The 21,078-nt window shown below is 67.0% G+C and carries 18 protein-coding genes and 1 riboswitch; of the genes, 6 read left to right on the top strand and 12 right to left on the bottom strand.

Features of this window, described 5'->3' with window-relative positions:
* The first annotated feature begins 16 nt into the window (after window positions 1-16).
* Together EU513_RS05855 and EU513_RS05850 are read left to right on the top strand one after the other, a co-directional pair.
* Entirely contained in the window at window positions 17-1,201 is a 1,185-nt protein-coding gene (locus tag EU513_RS05855) for a dipeptidase (RefSeq protein WP_129624950.1), read from the top strand.
* Window positions 1,202-1,222: 21 nt separating this feature from the next.
* Entirely contained in the window at window positions 1,223-2,254 is a 1,032-nt protein-coding gene (locus EU513_RS05850; protein ID WP_129624949.1) for a MauE/DoxX family redox-associated membrane protein, read from the top strand.
* Here EU513_RS05850 and EU513_RS05845 read toward each other — a convergent pair whose 3' ends face one another.
* Genes EU513_RS05845 through EU513_RS05835 form a run of 3 tightly spaced genes read right to left on the bottom strand, consistent with a single transcriptional unit; the run spans window position 2,255 to window position 6,287 of the window.
* A complete protein-coding gene (locus EU513_RS05845) occupies window positions 2,255-3,028 on the bottom strand; it encodes a hypothetical protein (RefSeq protein WP_129624948.1) in 774 nt (257 codons plus the stop codon). It abuts the gene before it with no gap.
* A gap of 56 nt (window positions 3,029-3,084) precedes the next feature.
* Window positions 3,085-3,729, bottom strand: coding sequence for an ion channel (locus EU513_RS05840; protein WP_129624947.1), 645 nt, complete (start codon window positions 3,727-3,729; stop codon window positions 3,085-3,087).
* 38 nt (window positions 3,730-3,767) lie between these two features.
* Window positions 3,768-6,287 (bottom strand): DNA translocase FtsK, encoded by a 2,520-nt coding sequence (locus EU513_RS05835; RefSeq protein WP_129624976.1) that lies wholly within the window; start codon window positions 6,285-6,287, stop codon window positions 3,768-3,770.
* Between the two features lie 472 nt (window positions 6,288-6,759).
* Window positions 6,760-6,874, top strand: a riboswitch (SAM riboswitch).
* Window positions 6,875-6,944: 70 nt separating this feature from the next.
* On the opposite strand from EU513_RS05835, the gene EU513_RS05830 reads away from it, so the two are divergent.
* Entirely contained in the window at window positions 6,945-8,330 is a 1,386-nt protein-coding gene (locus EU513_RS05830; protein ID WP_240795934.1) for an aminotransferase class V-fold PLP-dependent enzyme, read from the top strand.
* 82 nt (window positions 8,331-8,412) lie between these two features.
* Here the strand turns inward: EU513_RS05830 and EU513_RS05825 are convergent, their stop codons facing one another.
* Both EU513_RS05825 and dapA read right to left on the bottom strand, forming a co-directional pair.
* Complete coding sequence (locus tag EU513_RS05825; protein ID WP_129624945.1) at window positions 8,413-10,095, bottom strand: ribonuclease J; 1,683 nt, start codon at window positions 10,093-10,095, stop codon at window positions 8,413-8,415.
* Window positions 10,092-10,979 (bottom strand): 4-hydroxy-tetrahydrodipicolinate synthase, encoded by an 888-nt coding sequence (gene dapA, locus EU513_RS05820; protein WP_129624944.1) that lies wholly within the window; start codon window positions 10,977-10,979, stop codon window positions 10,092-10,094. Before dapA ends, EU513_RS05825 begins: the two co-directional genes overlap by 4 nt.
* A 187-nt stretch (window positions 10,980-11,166) precedes the next feature.
* On the opposite strand from dapA, the gene EU513_RS05815 reads away from it, so the two are divergent.
* The 3 genes from EU513_RS05815 to EU513_RS05805 are packed head-to-tail and all read left to right on the top strand — an operon-like array spanning window position 11,167 to window position 14,108.
* Entirely contained in the window at window positions 11,167-11,979 is an 813-nt protein-coding gene (locus EU513_RS05815; RefSeq protein WP_129624943.1) for a thymidylate synthase, read from the top strand.
* The gene (locus EU513_RS05810; protein ID WP_129624942.1) at window positions 11,976-12,905 is read left to right on the top strand and encodes a dihydrofolate reductase; all 930 of its coding nucleotides are present in this window, start codon (window positions 11,976-11,978) and stop codon (window positions 12,903-12,905) included. Before EU513_RS05815 ends, EU513_RS05810 begins: the two co-directional genes overlap by 4 nt.
* 39 nt (window positions 12,906-12,944) lie before the next feature.
* Window positions 12,945-14,108, top strand: coding sequence for a phospholipid scramblase-related protein (locus EU513_RS05805; protein ID WP_129624941.1), 1,164 nt, complete (start codon window positions 12,945-12,947; stop codon window positions 14,106-14,108).
* 117 nt (window positions 14,109-14,225) lie between these two features.
* On the opposite strand, the gene paaE is transcribed toward EU513_RS05805, so the two are convergent.
* Genes paaE through selA form a run of 7 tightly spaced genes read right to left on the bottom strand, consistent with a single transcriptional unit; the run spans window position 14,226 to window position 21,078 of the window.
* Window positions 14,226-15,341 carry a 1,2-phenylacetyl-CoA epoxidase subunit PaaE gene (paaE, locus tag EU513_RS05800; protein WP_129624940.1) on the bottom strand — a complete coding sequence of 372 codons (1,116 nt, stop codon included), beginning with the start codon at window positions 15,339-15,341 and terminating at the stop codon, window positions 14,226-14,228.
* Window positions 15,338-15,832, bottom strand: a complete 495-nt coding sequence (gene paaD, locus EU513_RS05795; RefSeq protein ID WP_370447342.1) for a 1,2-phenylacetyl-CoA epoxidase subunit PaaD — start codon at window positions 15,830-15,832, stop codon at window positions 15,338-15,340. Before paaD ends, paaE begins: the two co-directional genes overlap by 4 nt.
* A gap of 5 nt (window positions 15,833-15,837) precedes the next feature.
* Entirely contained in the window at window positions 15,838-16,617 is a 780-nt protein-coding gene (paaC, locus tag EU513_RS05790) for a 1,2-phenylacetyl-CoA epoxidase subunit PaaC (RefSeq protein ID WP_129624938.1), read from the bottom strand.
* Window positions 16,617-16,913, bottom strand: coding sequence for a 1,2-phenylacetyl-CoA epoxidase subunit PaaB (gene paaB / locus EU513_RS05785; RefSeq protein ID WP_129624937.1), 297 nt, complete (start codon window positions 16,911-16,913; stop codon window positions 16,617-16,619). The genes paaC and paaB overlap by 1 nt, the downstream gene beginning before the upstream one ends.
* Window positions 16,910-17,950 carry a 1,2-phenylacetyl-CoA epoxidase subunit PaaA gene (gene paaA, locus EU513_RS05780; protein WP_129624936.1) on the bottom strand — a complete coding sequence of 347 codons (1,041 nt, stop codon included), beginning with the start codon at window positions 17,948-17,950 and terminating at the stop codon, window positions 16,910-16,912. Before paaA ends, paaB begins: the two co-directional genes overlap by 4 nt.
* 60 nt (window positions 17,951-18,010) lie before the next feature.
* Window positions 18,011-19,783, bottom strand: a complete 1,773-nt coding sequence (selB, locus tag EU513_RS05775; RefSeq protein WP_129624935.1) for a selenocysteine-specific translation elongation factor — start codon at window positions 19,781-19,783, stop codon at window positions 18,011-18,013.
* Window positions 19,783-21,078, bottom strand: coding sequence for an L-seryl-tRNA(Sec) selenium transferase (selA, locus tag EU513_RS05770; RefSeq protein WP_129624934.1), 1,296 nt, complete (start codon window positions 21,076-21,078; stop codon window positions 19,783-19,785). Before selA ends, selB begins: the two co-directional genes overlap by 1 nt.

Genomic DNA, 21,078 nt, shown 5'->3' with positions numbered 1-21,078 from the left:
GTGATTGCATGGGTCCATGTCCAACACCGCTGAACGTATCGCCGCACTGCTGCGCGAACACCCGCTGATCGACGGCCACAACGACCTGCCGTGGCACGCGCGTGCGGAAGCCGGCTACGACTTCGACAAGCACGACATCGCCGGCGATCTGAGCGGACGCGGGCACACCGACATCCCCCGGCTGCGCAAGGGCGGCGTCGGAGCACAGTTCTGGTCGGTGTTCGTGCCGTCGAACCTGCCCGGCGGCACCGCAGTTACCGCGACCCTCGAGCAGATCGACGCGGTCCATCAGATGGTCGCGCGCTATTCCGACGATTTCGGGCTCGCCCGCACCGCCGACGAGGTCGAGCGCGTCTTCGCCTCGGGGCGCATCGCCTCGTTGCTCGGCGCCGAGGGCGGTCAGTCGATCGACAGTTCGCTGGCGACGCTGCGGATGTTGTACGTCCTGGGCGTGCGCTACATGACGCTCACGCACAACGACAACAACCCGTGGGCCGACTCCGCGACCGACGAGCCGGTGCACGGCGGGCTCACCGCGTTCGGCGTCGAGGTGGTTCGCGAGATGAACCGAATCGGCATGATGGTGGACCTGTCGCACGTGTCGGCCGACACCATGCGCGATGCGCTCGCCGCGTCTACCGCGCCGGTGATCTTCTCGCACTCCGGCGCCTACGCCGTGTGCTCGAGTCCACGCAACGCACCCGACGACGTCCTGACCACGTTGAAGCAGAAGAACGGCGTGATCATGGCGACGTTCGTGCCCGACTTCGTCTCCCAGGCGTGCGCCGACTGGCGGGCCGAGTCCCGCGAGGCCGCACTTGCCGAGGGTGTGGACCCCAAGGACCACATCAAGTTCACCGAGTTCAACAAACAGCGGGCGCAGCAGCACCCGAAGCCGGTGGCCACGCTGGGCGACGTCGTCGCCCACTACACCTACCTGCGCGAGGCGGTCGGCGTCGATCACATCGGCGTCGGTGGTGACTATGACGGTGTCGACCGACTGCCCGACGGGCTGGAGGACGTCTCCACCTACCCCGCGTTGTTCGTGGCGCTGGCCGAGCTGGGTTGGTCGGACGACGACCTCGCAAAGGTAGCCGGCCGGAATGTCCTGCGGGTGATGCGGGACGTCGAGGCTGTGGCCAGGGACGAACAGCAGACCCGCCCACCGTCCTTGAAGACGATCGGGGAACTCGACCACTGATCCCGCTCTAGAATCGTCCTCATGCCTTCGGCCCCCTGGATCGTCGCCGCACTGCTGCTCGTGCTCGCGTTGGTGGTGAGTGCCGCGTTCAAGGTTCGTGACCCGCGCACGACCGAGGACGCCTTCCTCAGCCTGCGGCTGCCGGACGCACTGCGCTCCATGAAGGCGCCGCAGCTGCTGCCGTACGCCGAGTTCGCGCTCGCCGCAGCGCTGCTGCTCGTGCCTTCACCGTTGTACGTGGTCGTGGCCGCGCTCGCTCTGGTGTTGTTCGTCGCATACCTCGTGGTCGTCGTCCGCGCCCTCGGGTTCGACGAGCCGGTCACCTGCGGCTGCTTCGGCAAGCTCGGCCTCGGCGAGATCGACAAACGCACCGTGGTCCGCAACGTCCTGCTGGTGGGTGCGGCCGCGCTCGCTCTGGTGGACGCCGTGCGCGGCGGTTCGATGATCGAACGCTTCACCGATTTCGGTGGAACCGAATGGGGTTGGGTGCTCGGCGTGCTCGCCGCCGTCGCCCTCACCGGGCTGGTCGTACACGGGGGCAGCGCAGCGACGACCCCGGTTGCTGAGTCGCTCGAGGACGACGAAGAGTTCGACTACGTCCGTCAGCCGATCCCGTACGGGGCGCTGATCGCCCGCGACGGCGAAACGGTCGCGCTGCACTCGATCGCGATGAATAAGCCCGTCCTTCTGGTGTCGGTGAGCCTGGGCTGCGGTTCGTGCATCCGGACGATGGAGCACGTGCCGTCATGGGCAGCCGAGCAGCCGATGCTGCGCGTGGTGATGATCGCTGCGGGTACGCAGGCCGAGGACGCGCCCGACCTCGGCGAGCATGTCGAGTGGATGACCGACCCGAACGGCATCACCACACGGACGCTCGGCATGGCGTACCCGTCCGCGGTCCTGCTGGGCATGGACGGCCAACTGGCGGGTGGACCGGTCGCCGGGTACGACGAGATCGAGTCGTTCCTGGCCGACATCGACGCCGAACTGTCCGAAGCGCAGGCGCAGTTCGAGGCCGCGCAGGAACAGCAGCTGCAGGATCAATCCGTCTGATCAGTACCTCTTGGTGCGACCGATCCGCAGCAGCACCGCGACGAGAGCCGGGATCCAGCCGTAGCGGATTCCGAACCCCGCACCGAGGTCGATCAGTTGGGTGATTCGAGCGCTGAGGTCGCGGTTGACCGCGAACGTGGTGAGCACACCGGCGATCGAACCTGCGACGGCAACAAGCCCCCACACGGCGAAGAACAAGGCGCCGCGTGAAGCCGAGCGACGCGACCCGGCCAGCGCGAGCAGCGTCCCGATGAACACCACGAGACCGAGCACTGCCAGCACGAGTCCGAAGATCAGAGCCGACGCGTGCTTGCCGTCGTACGCCCATGACATCTGGTCGAAGAACGTGGCGTGCGACCACAGATCGCGGACCACGACGGAGCCGCCGGGACGCACGTCGTTGCGGATCATCAGCCCTGCGATAGCCGCAACTGCGACGGTCGTGACCGCGGCGGCCAGAGCCGGCAGGAAGGCGCCGAAGCGCTTCTCCGCCGTGGCGTGCCCGTGGGCCGCCGGGACGGGTTCGCGACCGACCGGTCCACCCGCGCCGTAGGTCGGCCGCGGCTGTGCGGGCCCGGAGTACGGATCAGCTGCTGCGGGTCGATGCCCGTACGGGTCGGTCGTGTGTCCCACCCCTGCCGATCGTCCGAACTCGTGGGTATTGTCGGTGCCGTTGACCTGTGGCGCACGCCCGGTGGGCAGTTCGCTGGTGGAGTCCCGGTCGTCGCCCCACGCGGGAACACCGGACGGACGGTCGGGGCGCTGGTCGGTCATCGTGTCCTCCGGGGTGTCGATGGGTGTCGATGGGTGTCGATGGATGCTGTCGTCGGTCAGCGACGGAAACGGGTGAGCGTGATGCCGATCAGTCGAGCGACCACCAGGGCGATGTAGTTCACGCCCGCCAACTGCTCCAACATCACTGCCGATCGAGCGTACGGCCCGATGGGCGTGATGTCGGACAATCCGGTGCCGGTCATCGTGGTGAACGACAGGAACAGCAACTCCATCCACGACAGCGTGCCGTTGTGAGGCGACGCGAATTGGCTTGCACCCCAGATGTACTGGACCGTCGAGTACAGATAGGCGAATCCCCACGCGACGACGGTGAAGCAGGCTCCGGTGGCGAACAGTTCGTCGTTCCCGACGATGTCGTCGGCGAACATGTAACGGATGAGCGCGTAGGCCGTGTAGAAGAAGAAGATGAAGTGGGTGATGTCCGAGCCCACCATGAACGCTTCGTTGTCCGGCCAGAACAACGTCAGCACGGTGAACACCACAGCCGGTACGCCGACGATCAACGCCCACCGGGTGAGGGCCGGCGTCATCCGGACGGCCCCGACCGCGATGGTGAGCACCAGCAACTGGAACACCGAGAAGACCGTGCGACCCAGTACCGAACCGGTCAGGAACGGGTAGAGCAGGATCCCGAACAGCTGGACTCCGAGCAGCACCCCACACGGGTGCACCCGCAGCATGCGCCAACAGCCCGTCCCCGGGTTCTGTGCCGCCAGGGTCACTGGCGTCCGTTCTCCGTCAGCGCCCAAGCGTCCTCGTCCGAGCTCTCCTCGACCGGCATGTCCTGGTCGTAGGCCGAGTCGTCGGGCACCTCGTCGCCGCGCAGGCGTGCCATGGTGGCGGGCAGGTCGTCGGGCTTGACCAGCACGTCGCGCGCCTTTGAACCCTCGGAGGGCCCGACGATGCCGCGGCTCTCCATCAGGTCCATCAGGCGGCCGGCCTTCGCGAACCCGACGCGCAGCTTGCGCTGGAGCATCGAGGTCGAACCGAACTGGCTGTTGATGACCAGTTCGGCGGCCTGCAGCAGCAGGTCGAGGTCGTCACCGATGTCCTCGTCGATCTCCTTCTTGGGAGCCGTCACGGCGACGTCGTCACGGTAGGCCGGCTGCAGCTGACCCTTGATGTGACTGACGATCTCCTTGACCTCGGATTCGGGCACCCAGGCGCCCTGCACACGGATCGCCTTGTTGCTGCCCATCGGCAGGAAGAGCGCATCACCCTGACCGATGAGCTTCTCGGCACCGGGCTGGTCGAGCACGACGCGAGAGTCGGCGAGCGACGAGGTCGCGAACGCCAGACGCGAGGGCACGTTGGCCTTGATCAGACCGGTGACCACGTCGACGGACGGACGCTGTGTCGCCAGCACCAGGTGGATACCGGCCGCACGGGCCAGCTGGGTGATGCGGACGATCGATTCCTCGACATCGCGGGGGGCGACCATCATCAGGTCGGCGAGCTCGTCGACAACGACGAGGAGGTACGGGTACGGCTGGACGACGCGTTCCGAACCGGGTGGCGGCTGCACCTTGCCCGCGCGGACGGCCTTGTTGAAGTCGTCCACGTGCTTGTAACCGAACGCGGCGAGGTCGTCATAGCGAGTGTCCATCTCGCGCACGACCCACTGCAGCGCTTCCGCGGCCTTCTTCGGGTTCGTGATGATGGGCGTGATCAGGTGCGGAATACCTTCGTACGCAGTCAATTCCACACGCTTGGGGTCGACCAGCACCATGCGCACCTCGTCCGGCGTCGCGCGCATCATGATCGACGTGATCATCGAGTTCACGAAGCTGGACTTACCGGCACCGGTCGCACCGGCGACGAGCATGTGCGGCATCTTGGCGAGGTTGGCGATGACGTACCCGCCCTCGACGTCCTTGCCGACGCCCATGACCATCGGGTGGTCGTTGCTGCGCGCGGCATTGCTGCGCAGCACGTCACCGAGGCTGACCGTCTCGCGGTCGGTGTTCGGGATCTCGATACCGATGGCCGACTTGCCCGGGATCGGGCTGAGGATCCGGACGTCGGCGGACGCGACCGCGTACGCGATGTTCTTCGAGAGGGCGGTGACCTTTTCGACCTTTGTGCCGGTGCCGAGTTCGATCTCGTAGCGGGTGACCGTCGGGCCACGGGTGAACCCGGTGACCTGGGCGTCGATGTCGAACTGGTCGAACACCCCGGCGAGAGCGTCGACCACACGGTCGTTGGCAGCCGAACGAGTCTTGTGCGGCGGGCCGGCAGCGAGCAGGTCGCTGGAGGGGAGCGTATAGGTCACGTCGCCCGCGAGCAGCAGTTGTTCGGTGCGCTGCGGCAGCGGCTGGGTGGGCGGGGCCTCGAGCTTGGCAGGCGGTGCACCCGGCAACTGGACCGGCTTGTTCTTCTGCTCCCCCGCGGGCGTCGGTGCGTCCTGCGGAGGATCCTGCTGCCTTGCCGCGGACTCGTGTTCGTCGTGGTCGTAGACCTCGGGTTCGGCCTTCTTCGCACGGCCGCGCCCGGGCTTCTCGGGGACGACGACCGCTGCTTGCTCGTAGGGCTCGTCACCGTCGAGCAGGTCGCCGTTCTCGTCGCGACGCGGCTTGCGACTGCGCGGCTTGCGGCGTCCGCCGTCGATGTTCTCGCCGTGCAGATCGAGCGCGACGGCGTCGACCGGGCCGTCTTCGTCGTTCTCTTCCAGCATGCGCCCGTAGAACAGCCGGTCGAGCAGGTGTCGCGCACGGTCGCCGATCTGGTGCACCGGGGTGGCCGTGATCACCAGCAGGCTGAAGAACGCGAGCAATAGCAGCAGCGGGACGGCGCCCCAGGTGGTGACAGCGGCAACCGTCGGGCTGGATGCCAGGAAACCGATCATCCCGCCGGCTGTTTCGAGCCCTTCGCGGGGGTCCGCGTCCGGCAGGCCCTTCGCGATGCTCGTGAGTCCGCAGACCGCGAACGCCAGCAGTGCGAGGCCGATGCTGATGCGGTTGGTGGCGTGGTGGCCCCTCGGCGTGCGCAGGATGTGCGCCCCGAGGCCGAGCAGGACGACCGGCAGCGCCAGGGAGATCAGACCGAACGTGCCTGCGGTGATGGTGTGGACGATGTCGCCGAAGAGTCCGGCGATGCCCCACCATTCGACGGCAGCGACGATGATCGCTGCGGCGATGAGCGTGAATCCGACTCCGTCTCTGCGCAGTTCGGGTTCGAGATCGCGAGCACTTGAACCGACCCGACGTGCGGTGCCGCCGGCGACGTGAGCCACACCCATCCAGGTGCCGCGGACGGCGCGTATCGGCAGCGAGGGTCCGCCGCTGCGCGGCTGCGGCTTGCCTTTGACTGTCGAACCCGTGGATTTACGGGAAGCGGGCCGGGAGGAAGCGCTCTTGGACGCCGGACGCGCGGACGACGAACGTCCGCGCGAGGCGGTGGACTTTGATGCGGTCTGACGGGTGGCCACCCCGGGAGGCTACGCGACCGTCACATCAATCTCACGCAGCACACGCGTAACGTGGATTTTGTTGTCTTCCCGACCTTCCTCGAAACCCCTCACCCTCGGCACACAACGAGTTCGATCTCCTCAGGAGCGGCCCAAGTCGGCTCTTCCTACCTGAGCCTGTACTGGGACGAAATATGTCAACCGTTGCGACAGTGGATCCATGAAGTACGCATGTTCCAGTACACGGTGCGACGTTCGGACGAGGGTTGCTCACACGCCGCCCCGTGTGGCATAGTCCAGAACAGGTCATGAGACTCAGCGACAAGCCCTGGCTTGCTGAGCGGCAACCCTCCACCGCGGTGGGGTGCTCCAGGTGACGACCGGGCCGTAGCCCGACCGGGTTACGGCAAGCGCGGATCGATGTACCCGCCGCGCCGCCCGTTCGGGTCGGTGCCGCTGTTCGTCGGTCCAACGACCGAAGGAGCACCGATGTCCGTCGCAACCAAGACCCTCACCTGCGCACCGCCAGCGGTTGAGTCCCGCCGGCTTCACCTCGTACCCGCGAATGTCCGGCCGCTGCCGGTAGAACAGCTACAGGGAATCCCGCTCACCGCTCATTACGAACTCGGGGTTCCGACCGTGCACCGAACCGTCGTCGACTTCGCGAACTTCGACCACGGCGCGACCGCACCGGCCCTGCGCTCGGTGGAGACGGCCGTCGCCGCCGTACAGCGCGTGTCCGGGTCGGTGCACCGCGGTGCCGGCCACACCAGCCGACAGACGACTCAGTGGTTCGAGCAGGCCCGAATCGAGGTGGGCAGGTTCGTCGGTGCCCGCGAGCACGACCATGTCGTTTTCACCCGCAACACCACCGATGCACTACGCCTGCTGGCCCACGCACTCCCCCGCCGCACACAGGTCTTCACCTGGGACTCGGCCCACCATGCCGCTCAGTTCGCGTGGACGGGACGCAACGTCCACCGGCTGCCGATCCCGGCAAGCGCCCAGAACGCCCTCGACCTGCTCACCGGTGCACTCGCGACCAGCACGGCCGACCACAAGCTCGTCGTCATCACCGGTGCCTGCAATGTCACCGGTGAGATCTGGCCGATCGCCGAACTAGCCTCCATCGCAGCGGAATTCGGTGCGCGCACCGTTCTGGATGCTGCCCAGCTCGCGCCGCACCACCGCGTCGACATCGATGAACTCGGCGTCGACTGGGTCGCGCTCTCCGGCCACAAGGCATACGCGCCGTACGGCGCCGGCGCACTGGTGGGTCGCTCGAACTGGTTGGACGACGCCCAGCCGTACCTACCCGCCGGCGGAGCGACCCGCACCGTCACCGCTCGGACCGTCGAATGGAATGTCGGCCCCGCCCGCCACGAGGGCGGCACCCCGAACGCAGTCGGCGCGATCGCGCTGGCCGCCGCGTGCGCGACCTTGGCCAAGCATCACGAAGCCATCACCGCTCACGAGCAGGTCCTCCATACGCGGTTGCGTGACGGCCTGGAGTCCATCCATGGCGTCCGCCTGGTTTCGGTACTGGGTTCCGATCGTCCTAACGTCGGGGTGGTGACGTTCACCGTCGACGGCTACGACTGCTCATTGGTCTCACAAGTGCTCTCGGACGAATACGGCATCGCCGTGCGGGACGGCAAGTTCTGCGCTCATCGCCTCTGCGACCAGGTCATCGGCGGCTGCGCCGTCCGTGCATCCATCGGTCTTGCCACGCAGCCGCACCACATCGACCGCCTGATCAACGGTGTTCGCAAGCTCCTCGCGCACGGTCCTGCGATGGATTACGTGCACACCGAAGGTGTGGGATGGAGCGCGCCACAGGACCCGCGTGATCTGAGCGAGCCGCTGCCCTGGTGACATCGACTCGCTAGCCCCGTTCGTCCCGGTGGTTCCGGCGCGTCGCTCGCAGGCTCACGAACGGCTCAACCAGCGGGACAGGTCAGGCGTCGATGACGATCGGGATGATCATCGGCCGGCGGCGCAGTTTGCCACCGACGAAGCCCCCGACCGCACGACGGATGACCTGCTGCAGCTGGTGGGAGTCGTTGACACCCTTGCGGCGGGCCTCTTCGAGCGCGTCCTCGATCTTGGGTACCACCTTGTCGAAGACGTCGGTGTCCTCGGCGAAGCCACGCGTCCGGATGTCGGGGCCGGCGACGATCTGGCCGGTCGAGGAGTCGCGCACGACGATGATCGTGACGAAGCCCTCGTCGCGCAGGATGCGACGGTCCTTCAGCATGGTCTCGTCGGTGGCGCCGACGAGTGAACCGTCGACGTACACGTATCCACACGGCACGACACCGGTGATCGAGGCCTGACCGTCGACGAGGTCGACGACTACGCCGTCCTCGGCCAGCAGCACGTTGCGCTCGGGCACGCCGGTCGCGACCGCGAGGTCACCGTTGGCCACCAGGTGGCGCCATTCGCCGTGGATCGGCATGACGTTCTTGGGCTTGACGATGTTGTAGCAGTAGAGGAGTTCACCGGCACTCGCGTGACCGGAGACGTGCACGAGCGCGTTGCCCTTGTGCACCACGTTCGCACCGAGTCGCATCAGTCCGTTGATCACCCGGTAGATCGCGTTCTCGTTGCCGGGGATCAGCGAGCTCGCCATCAGGACGGTGTCGCCGTGACCGACGTCGATCTGGTGGTCGCGGTTCGCCATCCGCGACAACGCCGCCATCGGCTCGCCCTGCGACCCGGTGCAGATGAGCACCACCTGGTCGTCGCGCAGGTCACCGAGCTTCTTCGCGTCGACCAGGATGCCGTCCGGGATCTTCAAGTAGCCCAGGTCGGCGGCGATGCCCATGTTGCGCACCATCGACCGGCCGACCATCGCGACCTTGCGGCCGTGCGCCTCGGCGGCGTTCAGAATCTGCTGCACGCGGTGCACGTGAGAGGCGAAGCACGCGACGATGATGCGCCGCTCGGCCTTTGCGAAGACCCGCTCGATCGCCGGGGTGATGTCCTTCTCGGGCGTGGTGAAGCCCGGCACCTCGGCGTTGGTCGAGTCGGTGAGGAACAGGTCGACGCCCTCCTCACCGAGCCGCGCGAAAGCGCGCAGGTCGGTGATGCGGCCGTCGAGCGGCAACTGGTCCATCTTGAAGTCGCCGGTGATCAGCAGGGTGCCGCCGGGCGTCCGGACGAACACAGCGAGGGCGTCCGGGATCGAGTGGTTCACGGCCACGAACTCGCAGTCGAACGGACCGAGCTTCTCCCGTCCGCCTTCCTTGACCGCCATCGTGTAAGGCGTGATGCGGTGTTCCTTGAGCTTGGCCTCGATGAGCGCAAGCGTCAGCGTCGAGCCGATCAGCGGGATGTCCGGCTTCAGACGCAGCAGGTACGGGACGGCTCCGATGTGGTCCTCGTGCCCGTGGGTGAGCACGATGGCCTCGATGTCGTCCAGCCGGTTCCGAAGGTAGTCGAAGTCCGGAAGGATCAGGTCGACGCCCGGGTGGTCGTCCGGGAACAGCACGCCGCAGTCGACGACGAGCAGGCGTCCTTCGAATTCCAGGACGGTCATGTTGCGGCCGACCTCGCCGAGACCGCCGAGGGCGACGACGCGGACGCCGTTCTTGGGCAGCGGCGGCGGCGCGCCGAGTTCGGGGTGCGGGTGGCTCACAGAAGTCCTGCCTGGGTCAGACCGTTACGCAGCACGTCGCGGTGTTCGTCGGTGATGGGCAGCAACGGCAGGCGCACGTGGTCGCTGCCGATGATGCCGAGTTCCTTCATCGCACCCTTGGCCATGATCGCGCCCTGACTGGTGTTCATCAGGGCCTCGATCGCCGGGATCAGCTGGGTATGGATGCTGCGCGCGGTCTCCAGGTCGCCCGTGCCGACGGCGGCGATCATTCTCGCGAACTGCTTGCCCGCCACGTGACCGACCACGCTCACCACTCCGGACGCACCCATCGCCAACCAGGCCAGGTTGAGCACGTCGTCGCCGGAGAACCAGAGCAGATCGGTCTCGGCCATCAGCTTGGACGCCTCGAAAAGGTCGCCCTTCGCGTCCTTGACAGCCCGCATTTCCGGAATCTCCGCCAGACGACGGATGGTGTCGCTCGCGAGCGCCATGCTGGTGCGGCCAGGAATGTCGTAGGCCATGGCGGGCAATCCCGTTGCGGCACAGACGGTTCGGAAGTGCTCGATGATGCCGGGTTGCGTCGGCTTGTTGTAGTACGGGGTGACGATCAGCACGGCGTGCGCGCCCACGGCGGCGATGGCCTCTGCTGCTGCGACGGAGTGTGCGGTGTCGTTGGTGCCGACGCCGGCGGTGATACGAGCGCGGTCACCGACCGCTTCGACGACGGCCTTGACGGTGGCGACGTTCTCCTCGTCCGTGGTCGTCGCCGACTCACCGGTGGTGCCGTTGACCAGCAGTCCGTCGTGGCCGTTGTCGACCAGGTGTTTCGCGAGCGCCTGCACTCCGTCGTAGTCGATGGACCCGTCGTCGTTCATCGGGGTCACCATCGCGGTGATCATGCGTCCGAAGGGGTTGCTCGTCATGGATCCCAGGCTATCGGTGGCGGAAATGGCGATCGCGTTGCCACCCGCTCGGGGGTCCGGGTGGCAACGCGATCACCGGGTACATCGACACCGGCCGCAATCCGTTACAGACGCCTATTGTGATCTGGGTCACACCCGCGCAACTCGCGGTCGGTTGCTGTCCGAGGCCGCTGATAGCGTCCGAGTCATGCAGCAATACCTCGATCTGCTCGACCGAATCATGCGCGAGGGCGCCCGCAAGGACGACCGCACCGGCACCGGCACCCTTTCGGTCTTCGGTCACCAGATGCGGTTCGACCTCAACGAGGGCTTCCCGGTGCTCACCACCAAGAAGCTGCACCTGCGCTCGATCTTCGGTGAGTTGTTGTGGTTCCTGCGCGGCGACACCAATGTGAAGTGGCTGCAGGAGCGTCGCATCACGATCTGGGACGAGTGGGCCGACGAGAACGGCGACCTCGGACCGGTCTACGGGCACCAGTGGCGGTCCTGGCCGACGCCGTCCGGGCAGCACGTCGATCAATTGGCGAAGGTGATCGAGTCGATCCGCACCAACCCCGACTCTCGTCGCCACATCGTCTCCGCGTGGAATGTCGCCGAGGTCGACGACATGGCCCTACCGCCGTGTCACACGATGTTCCAGTTCTACGTCTCCCCCGCCGAGGAGTCCGGCGAACGCAAGCTGTCGTGTCAGCTGTATCAGCGGTCGGCGGACGTCTTCCTCGGCGTCCCGTTCAACATCGCCTCGTACGCCTTGCTGACCCACATGGTCGCCCAGGTGACCGGGCTCGGGGTCGGCGACTTCGTGCACACGTTGGGCGATGCCCACCTATATGTGAACCATCTCGATCAGGCCCGCGAGCAGCTGACGCGCAGGCCGAAGCAACTGCCCATCCTGCGGTTGAATTCGCAGATCCGAGAGATCGACGCGTTCGAGTTGGACGACATCTCGCTCGAGGGTTACGTCGCCGACCCGAGCATCAAGGCGCCGATCGCGGTATGACGATCAGCATGATCGCGGCGAGGTCGCGCAATGGAGTGATCGGCCGCGACGGCGACATGCCATGGCACCTTCCCGATGACCTGAAGTACTTCAAACGCACCACCATGGGTCACCCGATGATCATGGGGCGCAAGACCTTCGACGCGATGGGCGTCCTGCCCGGCCGCCGTTCGATCGTGGTCACCCGACAGGCCGGCTGGTCGGGCGAGGGCGTGGAGACCGCGTCCAGCCTCGACCACGCGCTCGCGATGGTCGGCGACGACGACGTGTTCATCGTCGGCGGAGCTCAGATCTACGAGCAGGCCCTGCCGTTCACCGATCGCATCCTGCTGACCGAGATCGACGTCGAGGTCGACGGCGACACCTACTTCCCCACGCTCACATCCGAGCAGTGGCGCGAAACATCACGCGATCCGCAGGACGGGTTCGCCTGGGTGACCTACGAACGCGCCGTTCCGCGCGCCACGCTGGTGCTCGGTGATCGCGTCGGTCGCGGTGCCCGCGCGAAGATCGGCGCCTCGGTCGCCGTCATGCAGGACGGTCGACTGCTGGTCACCCGCCGCGAGGACAACTCGTTGTGGTGTCTTCCCGGTGGAGGCATCGATCCGGGCGAGACGTTCGCCGAGGCCGCGATCCGCGAGGCCTACGAGGAAACCGGAATCCAGGTCGAGGTCGAGTCGCTGATCGGCGTGTACACCGATCCCGACATCGTGATCCGTTCCCGTGACGCGTCAGCCCATACGCAGATCTATGGAGTGTGCTTCCGGGCTCGGCTGGTGTCGGGTACGCCGGGGCTGTCCGAGGAGGTGACCGAGGTCGCGTGGGTCGATGTGGACGAGGCGTCCCGGCTGCCGTTCATCCCGTTGCACCGGCGGCTGGTGAAGGCGGCGTTCGGTTCACCGGATGCTCCCCCGATCTTCGTGTGACCCACCCGTGCACGTAGGTGCTCGTGCGACGATGACGCAATGACTGACAAGGGCTGGCGGCCGGACCCCAAGGACCCGCGCAAACTGCGTTTCTGGGACGGGAACGAGTGGACCGACTTCACCAAACCGAACCCGGATGCGTCGTCCGCGGCTCAGTCGTCGCAACCCGCTTTCGGGGAGTCGCCCGCACCCGGTTCGGTCCGTCTACCGGGCCACCGCAACGACTCGAGCGCCTCGCCGGCGGCGGACCCCTACGCGGCATCGGGGGGCGGCCAGCAGGCTCACGACCCTTACGCCCAGGCACAACCCCGCGACCCGTACGCGCAGGCTGCCCCCAACGCGCAGGACCCGTACGCCCAGACCCCGGATCAGGCTGCGCCTGGCCAGAATTGGGGCACTCCGCCGCCGGCGCAAGCTCCGGGCAACGCACCCCACGACCCGTACGCCGCCGGTGCGAGCCAGCAGCCGGGTTACGTCCAGCAGCCCGGCCAACAGGGGGTCGTCGGTGCGGTCAACCGGTTCAACGACAGCATCGCCCAGGGGTACGGCGACCAGTCGTTCGGCGGGCAGATGAGCGGTCCTGCCGGTCATCGTCCGGCCGAAGCGGGTCGTAACGTATTCACCGAGAAGACTCTCGTTGTCAGCCAGAAGCGCAAGGTCATCGAGATCACCAACGAGTACACGGTCTACGCGGCCGACGGTTCGACGCTCGGAGCCGTCGTGCAGGTCGGCCAGAGCGGCATGCGCAAGGCTATCCGGCTGATGACCAACTACGACCAGTTCCTCACCCACAAGCTCGAGGTTCGCGACAACCAGGGACAGGTGCTGCTGCAGCTGACCCGCCCGGCGAAGGTCATGAAGTCGTCGGTGATCGTGCAGGACCCGCAGGGTCGTGAGATCGGACGCCTGGTGCAGCGCAACATGTTCGGCAAGATCAAGTTCGGCATCGAGGCGAACGGCCAGGAGATCGGTTCGTTGAACGCCCAGAACTGGCGGGCCTGGGACTTCGCGATGCTGGATGCTCATGGCACCGAGGTCGCCCGGGTCACCAAGACCTGGGAGGGGCTGTTGACCACGATGTTCACCACGGCCGACAACTACGCCGTGAACATCCACTACGACCTGCCCGAGCCGTTGAAATCGCTGTGCATTGCTGCGGCGCTGACCATCGACACAGCGTTGAAGCAGGACGAGCGAGGCTAGGGCCGCGCGGCACCGCTGAGGCTCAACCAGTTCCGGCTGAGTCCTCGTTGACCGTCGCCAGGTCTCGATCGCGCTCGGTCGCTAGCGCTGCCTCACTACTCGACCAGCGTGTCTAGGTCAGGCGTCGTAGTCGAGGGTCACTTCGTCGGTGACGGGGTGGGACTGGCAGGCGAGGATGATGCCGGCAGCCACCTCGTCGGGCTCGAGGGCGTAGTTGCGGTCCATCGTGACCTCGCCCGAGACGACGCGCGCGCGGCAGGTGCCACACACTCCACCGGTGCAGGAGAACGGCGCGTCGGGTCGGGCGCGAAGGGTGGCGTCCAGGATGGTCTCGGCCTTGGACGGCATCTCGACCTTCGTCGTGCGACCGTCCAGGTTGACGGTGACGACTGCTTCGGCCGGTGCGGACCTGTCGACCTCGACCCGCTGCTGCGGGGTGGTGCCGTCGTCCACGTGGAAGACCTCGTGATGCACGTGGTCGTCACTGACACCCTTGTCGGACAACATCTTCCGTGCGGTCTCGACCATCTGGAACGGGCCGCACAGGTACCAGTCATCGACGGTCTCGACCGGGAGCACCGTACCGAACAGCAACTCGAGCTTCTCGGCATCGATGCGGCCGTTGAGCCACTCGACATCCTGCGGCTCGCGCGACAGCACATGCATCAGGTGGACGCGTCCGGGGTACTGGTTCTTGAGGTCCTCGAGTTCCTCCAAGAACATGATCGACTCGGTGCGGCGGTTGCCGTAGACGAGCGTCACGCGGGAGTCGTCGTCCTCCTCGAGCGTCGAGGTCAGCAGTGACAGTATCGGGGTGATCCCCGAGCCGGCCGCGAGCGCGACGTGGTGCCGCGCCTCGGTGTCCGACGGCGCAGAGGTGAACGAACCCAGCGGGGTCATGACGTCGATGCGATCGCCGACCTTGACCTCGCGGTTCAACCAGGTGGACATCAGTCCCCCGTCGACCTCGGCCGATCCCACACGAATCACCTTGCGACGCAACGCTTCCGGGCGTGACATGCAGATCGAGTAGGAGCGACGAGCGTCCTCGCCGTTGATGGTGCGGCGCAGAGTCAGGTGCTGACCGGGCGCGAACGTGAAGTCGTCCGCCAACTCGTCGGGCACCCCGAAGGTCACCGCGACGGCGTTGGGGGTCAGGCGTTGGACGTCGACGACCTCGAGTTCGTGGAACTGGGCACGACGGCGGGTAGGTGTGGAGATGAGTGCGGTCACAGCGGCTTGAACTCCTCGAACGGTTCCTTGCAGTCCAGACAACGTCGCAACGCCTTGCACGCGGTCGAACCGAATTCGGATACGACCTGCGAGTGCGCGCTGCCACACACGGGACATGAGACGGTGCGCCGCGCGATCCTCAGACCGACCGGCCCTGCCGGGCGGCCCGCCGGACCAGGCGGTGCGATACCGAACTGTTGCAATGCCTTTCGTCCGGACTCCGACATCCAGTCGGTGGTCCACGGCGGGTCCAGCACGATCTTGACCTGCGGCTCGAAGCCGCTCCGGGCGATCACCGATGCGACGGACGACGACATCGCCTCCATGGCCGGGCAACCGGAGTAGGTCGGGGTCATCACGACGTGCACGACGCCCGCATCGATGTCGGTCTCGAACGAGCGGATGACTCCGAGGTCGTCCAGGCTGATCACCGGGATCTCGGGGTCGGGTACGGCGCGAATCGCCGCTTCGACCTCCTCGATCCGAGACATCGTCATCACCATGTGGTGGCGTCCGGGTGCGAGCGGTGGATGTGCTGCATCTCGGCCAGCAGGTAGCCCATCGCCTCGGAGTGCACACCGGTGCGCCCGCCTCGTGCGGCGAAACGGGCCGAGTCGACGTACTCCAGGGTCGCTTCGTCGGTCACGGAGCGAACGTACGCGGTTGTCTTTTCGCGCAGCGACGACGGCAGGACGCCGACGCCGGATTCTGCTGCGGCAGAGGCGGACTCGGAGTCGTCGAAGAGTTCGGCCACATACGGAGCTACCGCTTCGAGACCGGCCCGCATCCGCTCGTGCGACTCCTGCGTGCCGTCGCCGAGGCGCAGCACCCACTGGGTGGCGTGGTCGCGGTGGTAGGTGACCTCCTTGATCGCCTTACGAGCCACGCCGGCAATGACTTCGTCCGTGCTGTTCGCGAGTGCGGAGTACAACTCGAACTGGTAGGCGGAGAACCAGAGCAGCCGTGCCATCTCGAAACCGAAGTCGCCGCGAGGGCGCTCGACGAGGTGGACGTTGCGGAAATCGCGTTCGTCCCGCAGGTAGGCCAGAGCGTCCTCGTCGCGGCCGGTGCCGTCGAACTGGCCGGCGCGGGTGAGCAGCGCGCGCGCCTGGCCGAGCTGGTCGAGCGCGATGTTGCCGAGCGCCATGTCCTCCTCGATCTGCGGAGCACGCGAGACCCACTCCCCCAGACGCTGGGTGTAGATCAAGGCATCATCCGCCAGGCCGAGCAGGTAGTCAGCGGTCGTCGAATCCGTTTGCACGGCAACCTTTTCCATCACAGGTACTCGACATCCTTGGGAACGTCGTAGAACGTCGGGTGCCGGTAGACCTTGTCGACCGCCGGGTCGAAGAAGCTGTCGCGCTCGTCCGGGCTGGACGCGCTGATGTCGCAGGCCTTCACCACCCAGACGGAAACGCCCTCCTGGCGACGGGTGTAGAGGTCACGGGCGTTGCGCAGCGCCATCTCCTCGTCCGGTGCGTGCAACGAACCGGCGTGCACATGTGACAGGCCGCGCTTGCTGCGGACGAACACCTCGTACAGCGGCCATTCGCGCTTGTCGACATCGGTCATGCCACTGCTCCCTGCGTTCGTGCCTGCTGCTTGTCGGCGTACGCGGTGGCGGCCTCACGCACCCACGCACCCTCTTCGTGCGCGGTAACCCGGTGGCTCATCCGCTGCTCGTTGCATGGTCCGTCGCCCTTGAGCACGCGCCAGAACTCGTCCCAGTCGATCGGACCGAAGTCGTAATGGCCGCGCTCCTCGTTCCACTTCAGGTCGGGGTCGGGCAGTTCGATGCCGAGCTTCTGCGCCTGCGGCACGGTCATGTCGACGAATTTCTGACGCAGTTCGTCGTTGGCGAAGCGCTTGATGCCCCAGGCCATCGACTGCGCGGTGCGGCCCTCGTTGGCATGCTCACCGGTGTCAGGCGGCCCGAACATCATCAGCGCCGGCCACCACCAGCGGTTCGCAGCATCCTGCACCATCGCCTTCTGAGGCTCGGTGCCCTGCGACATCGTGTACAGCGACTCGAAGCCCTGGCGCTGATGGAAGGACTCCTCCTTGCAGACGCGGATCATCGCGCGGGCGTACGGACCGTAGGAGCAGCGGCACAGCGGCACCTGGTTCATGATCGCGGCGCCGTCGACCAGCCAGCCGATCGCACCCACGTCGGCCCAGGACACCGTCGGGTAGTTGAAGATCGAGGAGTACTTCTGCCGACCCGAGTGCAGCTTGTCGAGCAGCTCGCTGCGATCGACACCGAGTGTCTCGGCTGCGGAGTACAGGTACAAACCGTGACCAGCCTCGTCCTGCACCTTCGCAATGAGAATCGCCTTGCGCCGCAACGACGGAGCGCGGGTGATCCAGTTGCCCTCCGGCTGCATGCCGATGATCTCCGAGTGGGCGTGCTGGGCGATCTGGCGGATGAGCGTCTGGCGGTACTCCTCCGGCATCGCGTCACGCGGCTCGATGCGAAGGTCCGCGTCGATCAGGTCGTCGAAATCACCGCCGTCACCACGCTGGGTGGCGGTGTCGAGCACGTCGTCCAGACCGCGGCCCTCGGCTGCGTTCAGGGCCTGGCCGGGGTCACCGAAGTCGTTGCCGTACATACCGTCCAGTGTGACCCGTATTACACCGAATTGCAATTGTGCACGAAGGTGTCACATCGTTCATCGGACCACGTGCCGTGCGCCGTCGGCGTCCCGGCAGGTCCAACCCTTGGCGTCGAGGAGTTCCAGCAGCGGAATCACGACGCGCCGTGAGGACCCGAGCACCTGTCGGGCCTGACTGGCGGTGAAGGGTTGATCGAGCGTCGCGAGGGTCCCCCTGGCAAGCGCCGGTGCGGTGGGCAGCAGCACGACACCCTCTGCGATCCGGATGATCCGGCCCGCCCGTTCGGCTGCGGCGAGCTGTCGGACGCCGAGCCCCCACTCGTTGAGCTGTTCCGCGGTCGGCGCCTCGAACGGCGTGCCCTTCAGGTGAGCCTCCAGGGCAGCGACGGCCGGCTCGAGCGCTCCGAGACCGGCGTCGCCTGCGGAAATCCGTCCGGCGCTCACCGTCAGACCGGACTTCTGCGCCAGCGGGCCGAGCAGGGCGACGTCGGGAAGACCGAGACGATCCTTCGCGGCCGCCACGGTGAGGCCGGCACTGAGTGGGTCGCTGCGCCGGTCAGTCTCGACGGCCCCCCGTAAACGCTCGGCCCATCGATCCCATGCCGCTGCGTCCACCCACCAGACGTCGACGGACAGCACGCCCGGCGGTGGTTCAGACACGTCGAAGCCGAGCTGTCCGAGGTGTTCCGGACGCACCGTCGCGCGCCGCTTCACCTCCGTGGCGCAGTCGCCATCGGTCGGACGTTCGGCGAGCGCTTCGGCGAGCTGCGTGGCAGCACCTCTGCGCCGCAACGGCATCGGCTCCGGATCGATGATCTGTACTCCCGCGACGATGCGGCGCCCCGGATCACGCAGCACCATCCGGTCGCCGAGGGTGAGCGGAAGCGGACGCTCCAGCACGAGCCGAGCATGATCGTCGCCCAGCGGCCGGACGTGGACGGGTACCGCAGCGGTCCCGACGTGCGCGACCAGATGCTCCGGCGCTTCCCGCAGGCTGTCACCACTGACCCGTCGGACGTCGATGGTGTCGATCGCGCGCCACGCGCCCGGAGTGACGAGCGCGTCGCCGCGACCGACGTCGTCGTGGGACACCCCTCGCAGGTTCAGCGCAACACGGCTGACCGGCCCGACGCGCTCCAGCGACTCCCCCGAACTCTCGATGCCGCGGACCGACATCGACCCTGTTTTCTTGCCGAGCAGCTCCAGGTGGTCGCCATGCGCGACAGCCCCGGCGGGCAATGTCCCGGTGACGACGGTGCCGGCGCCCTTCACGGTGAACGAGCGATCGACCCAGAACCTGACTCGCGACGTCGGATCCGGTTCTGGAAGTTCGTGGATCAGTGTTGCGAGGGCTGATCGCAGTTCGTCGAGGCCGTCGCCGGTGCGCGCGCTGACGGCCACTGCGGCGCAGTTCTCCAGCCCGGTACTCGCCAACTCCGTTCTGGCCTGGGCGATCACGTCCTGCACCGAGTCCGGGGCCAGGTCGGATTTGGTCACGACGACCAGGCCGCGATCGATACCGAGCGCCGCGATCACGTCCCGATGATCACTGGACTGTGCCTGCCAACCGGAGTCGGCGGCCACCACGAACATCACCACCGGCGCCGGACCGAGGCCGGCGAGCATGTTGGCGATGAATCGTTGATGACCGGGCACATCGACGAACGCAAGCTTGGCGCCGGATGCCGTTGTGGTGAAGGCGAATCCGAGGTCGATGGTGAGACCGCGGCGCTTCTCCTCCGCCCAGCGGTCGGGATCGGTGCCGGTCAATGCACGCACCAGCGCGCTCTTGCCGTGGTCGACATGACCAGCGGTGGCGACGACGTACATCAGGAACCGAGCGCGGCCCGAAGTGCGTCGAGCACACGGGTGTCGTCCTGCTCGGGAACGCATCGCAGATCGAGCAGGCAGGCTCCGTCGTGTACCCGCGTCAGGATCGCCGGGTCACCGGTGCGCAGCAGTGCAGCGACCTTCTCCGGTAGATGAATCGCCCACCCCGACAACGCAACTCCGGGTGCTCCCCCGCCACCCACACGTCCGTCGTGCGGCACGACCTGCACGCCGAGCGGCCCAGCGATCGCCTCGGCACGCTTCCTGAGCTGGGCGGCGTCCGCGTGCAAGTACTGGCTGACCGGAGGCGTCGGCCCGGCGAGGGTCGCCTCCAGCGCGGCCAGGGTGAGTTTGTCGACCCGGACGGCCCGGGCCAGCGGGTGCTTCGCCAGCCGCTCGACGAGCTCGGCTTTGCCCAGCAGGATGCCTGCCTGCGGCCCCCCGAGCAGTTTGTCGCCGCTGGCGATGACGAGGTCGGCCCCGTCGGTCAGAGCAGTCGACGCGTCAGGTTCGTGGGGCAAGGTCGGGTCCGGCGCCAGTAGGCCGCTGCCCAGGTCGTGGACGATCGGGAGTTCGCTCACCGCAGAGCGCAGTTCGGCCACGTCCGCCGACCGGGTGAAGCCGTGGACCCGGAAGTTGCTCGGGTGCACCTTGAGGATGCACCCGGTCTCTTCGCTGATCGCATCGACGTAATCGGCCACCGAGGTGCGGTTGGTCGTGCCGACCTCACAAAGACGCGCACCGGTGGACTCGATGAGGTCGGGCAGCCGGAACCCGGCTCCGATCTCGATGAACTCACCCCGACTGAGGATGACCTTCTTGCCGGCAGCGAGGGCCGTGGTGGCGAGGACGAGCGCCGCTGCTGCGTTGTTCACCACGAGCGCGGCCTCAGCCACCGGGCACGCGTCGAGCAGTGCGTCGCGGGCTGCGGTGCCCCGCTTGGACCGGACGCCGGCAGCGAGATCCATCTCCACATCGACGTAACCGCTCGCCTGCTGCACCGCAGCGGCGGCTGCCGGGGACAACGGGGCTCGGCCGAGATTGGTGTGGACGACGACCCCGGTCGCGTTGATGACCGGAGTCAGTCGCGAAGGTCGTTCTGCGGTAAGGCGATCCGACAACTCGGGCTCGACCGATTCCGGTGCGATATCACCTCGGCGAGCCCGCGCGAGGACGTCCTGGACGACTTGTTGGATGCGTCCCTCCGCCAGGCACGTCCGTGCGTCCTGCGCCGCAGGAGAGGTGAGGAGTGCGTCGGTGCGCGGGATACGGCTCCTCGGATCGTCCGTGCTCAC

Source organism: Yimella sp. RIT 621, from assembly GCF_004146205.1.
Taxonomy (GTDB): Bacteria; Actinomycetota; Actinomycetes; order Actinomycetales; family Dermatophilaceae; genus Yimella; species Yimella lutea.
This window is presented reverse-complemented; position numbering and strand designations above follow the sequence as displayed.

Coding starts and splice junctions, on each gene's coding strand:
- EU513_RS05835 (WP_129624976.1), bottom strand. CDS start 6,287: ATGGGTGTGGCTCACGTCGCCGGCGGCACCGCACGTCGGGTCGGTTCA.
- EU513_RS05840 (WP_129624947.1), bottom strand. CDS start 3,729: ATGCTGCGGGTGCACCCGTGTGGGGTGCTGCTCGGAGTCCAGCTGTTC.
- EU513_RS05815 (WP_129624943.1), top strand. CDS start 11,167: ATGCAGCAATACCTCGATCTGCTCGACCGAATCATGCGCGAGGGCGCC.
- paaD (WP_370447342.1), bottom strand. CDS start 15,832: ATGTCTCGGATCGAGGAGGTCGAAGCGGCGATTCGCGCCGTACCCGAC.
- EU513_RS05855 (WP_129624950.1), top strand. CDS start 17: ATGTCCAACACCGCTGAACGTATCGCCGCACTGCTGCGCGAACACCCG.
- EU513_RS05830 (WP_240795934.1), top strand. CDS start 6,945: ATGTCCGTCGCAACCAAGACCCTCACCTGCGCACCGCCAGCGGTTGAG.
- paaA (WP_129624936.1), bottom strand. CDS start 17,950: ATGTACGGCAACGACTTCGGTGACCCCGGCCAGGCCCTGAACGCAGCC.
- paaB (WP_129624937.1), bottom strand. CDS start 16,913: ATGACCGATGTCGACAAGCGCGAATGGCCGCTGTACGAGGTGTTCGTC.
- dapA (WP_129624944.1), bottom strand. CDS start 10,979: ATGACGAGCAACCCCTTCGGACGCATGATCACCGCGATGGTGACCCCG.
- selB (WP_129624935.1), bottom strand. CDS start 19,783: ATGTACGTCGTCGCCACCGCTGGTCATGTCGACCACGGCAAGAGCGCG.
- EU513_RS05850 (WP_129624949.1), top strand. CDS start 1,223: ATGCCTTCGGCCCCCTGGATCGTCGCCGCACTGCTGCTCGTGCTCGCG.
- EU513_RS05845 (WP_129624948.1), bottom strand. CDS start 3,028: ATGACCGACCAGCGCCCCGACCGTCCGTCCGGTGTTCCCGCGTGGGGC.
- EU513_RS05805 (WP_129624941.1), top strand. CDS start 12,945: ATGACTGACAAGGGCTGGCGGCCGGACCCCAAGGACCCGCGCAAACTG.
- EU513_RS05810 (WP_129624942.1), top strand. CDS start 11,976: ATGACGATCAGCATGATCGCGGCGAGGTCGCGCAATGGAGTGATCGGC.
- paaC (WP_129624938.1), bottom strand. CDS start 16,617: ATGGAAAAGGTTGCCGTGCAAACGGATTCGACGACCGCTGACTACCTG.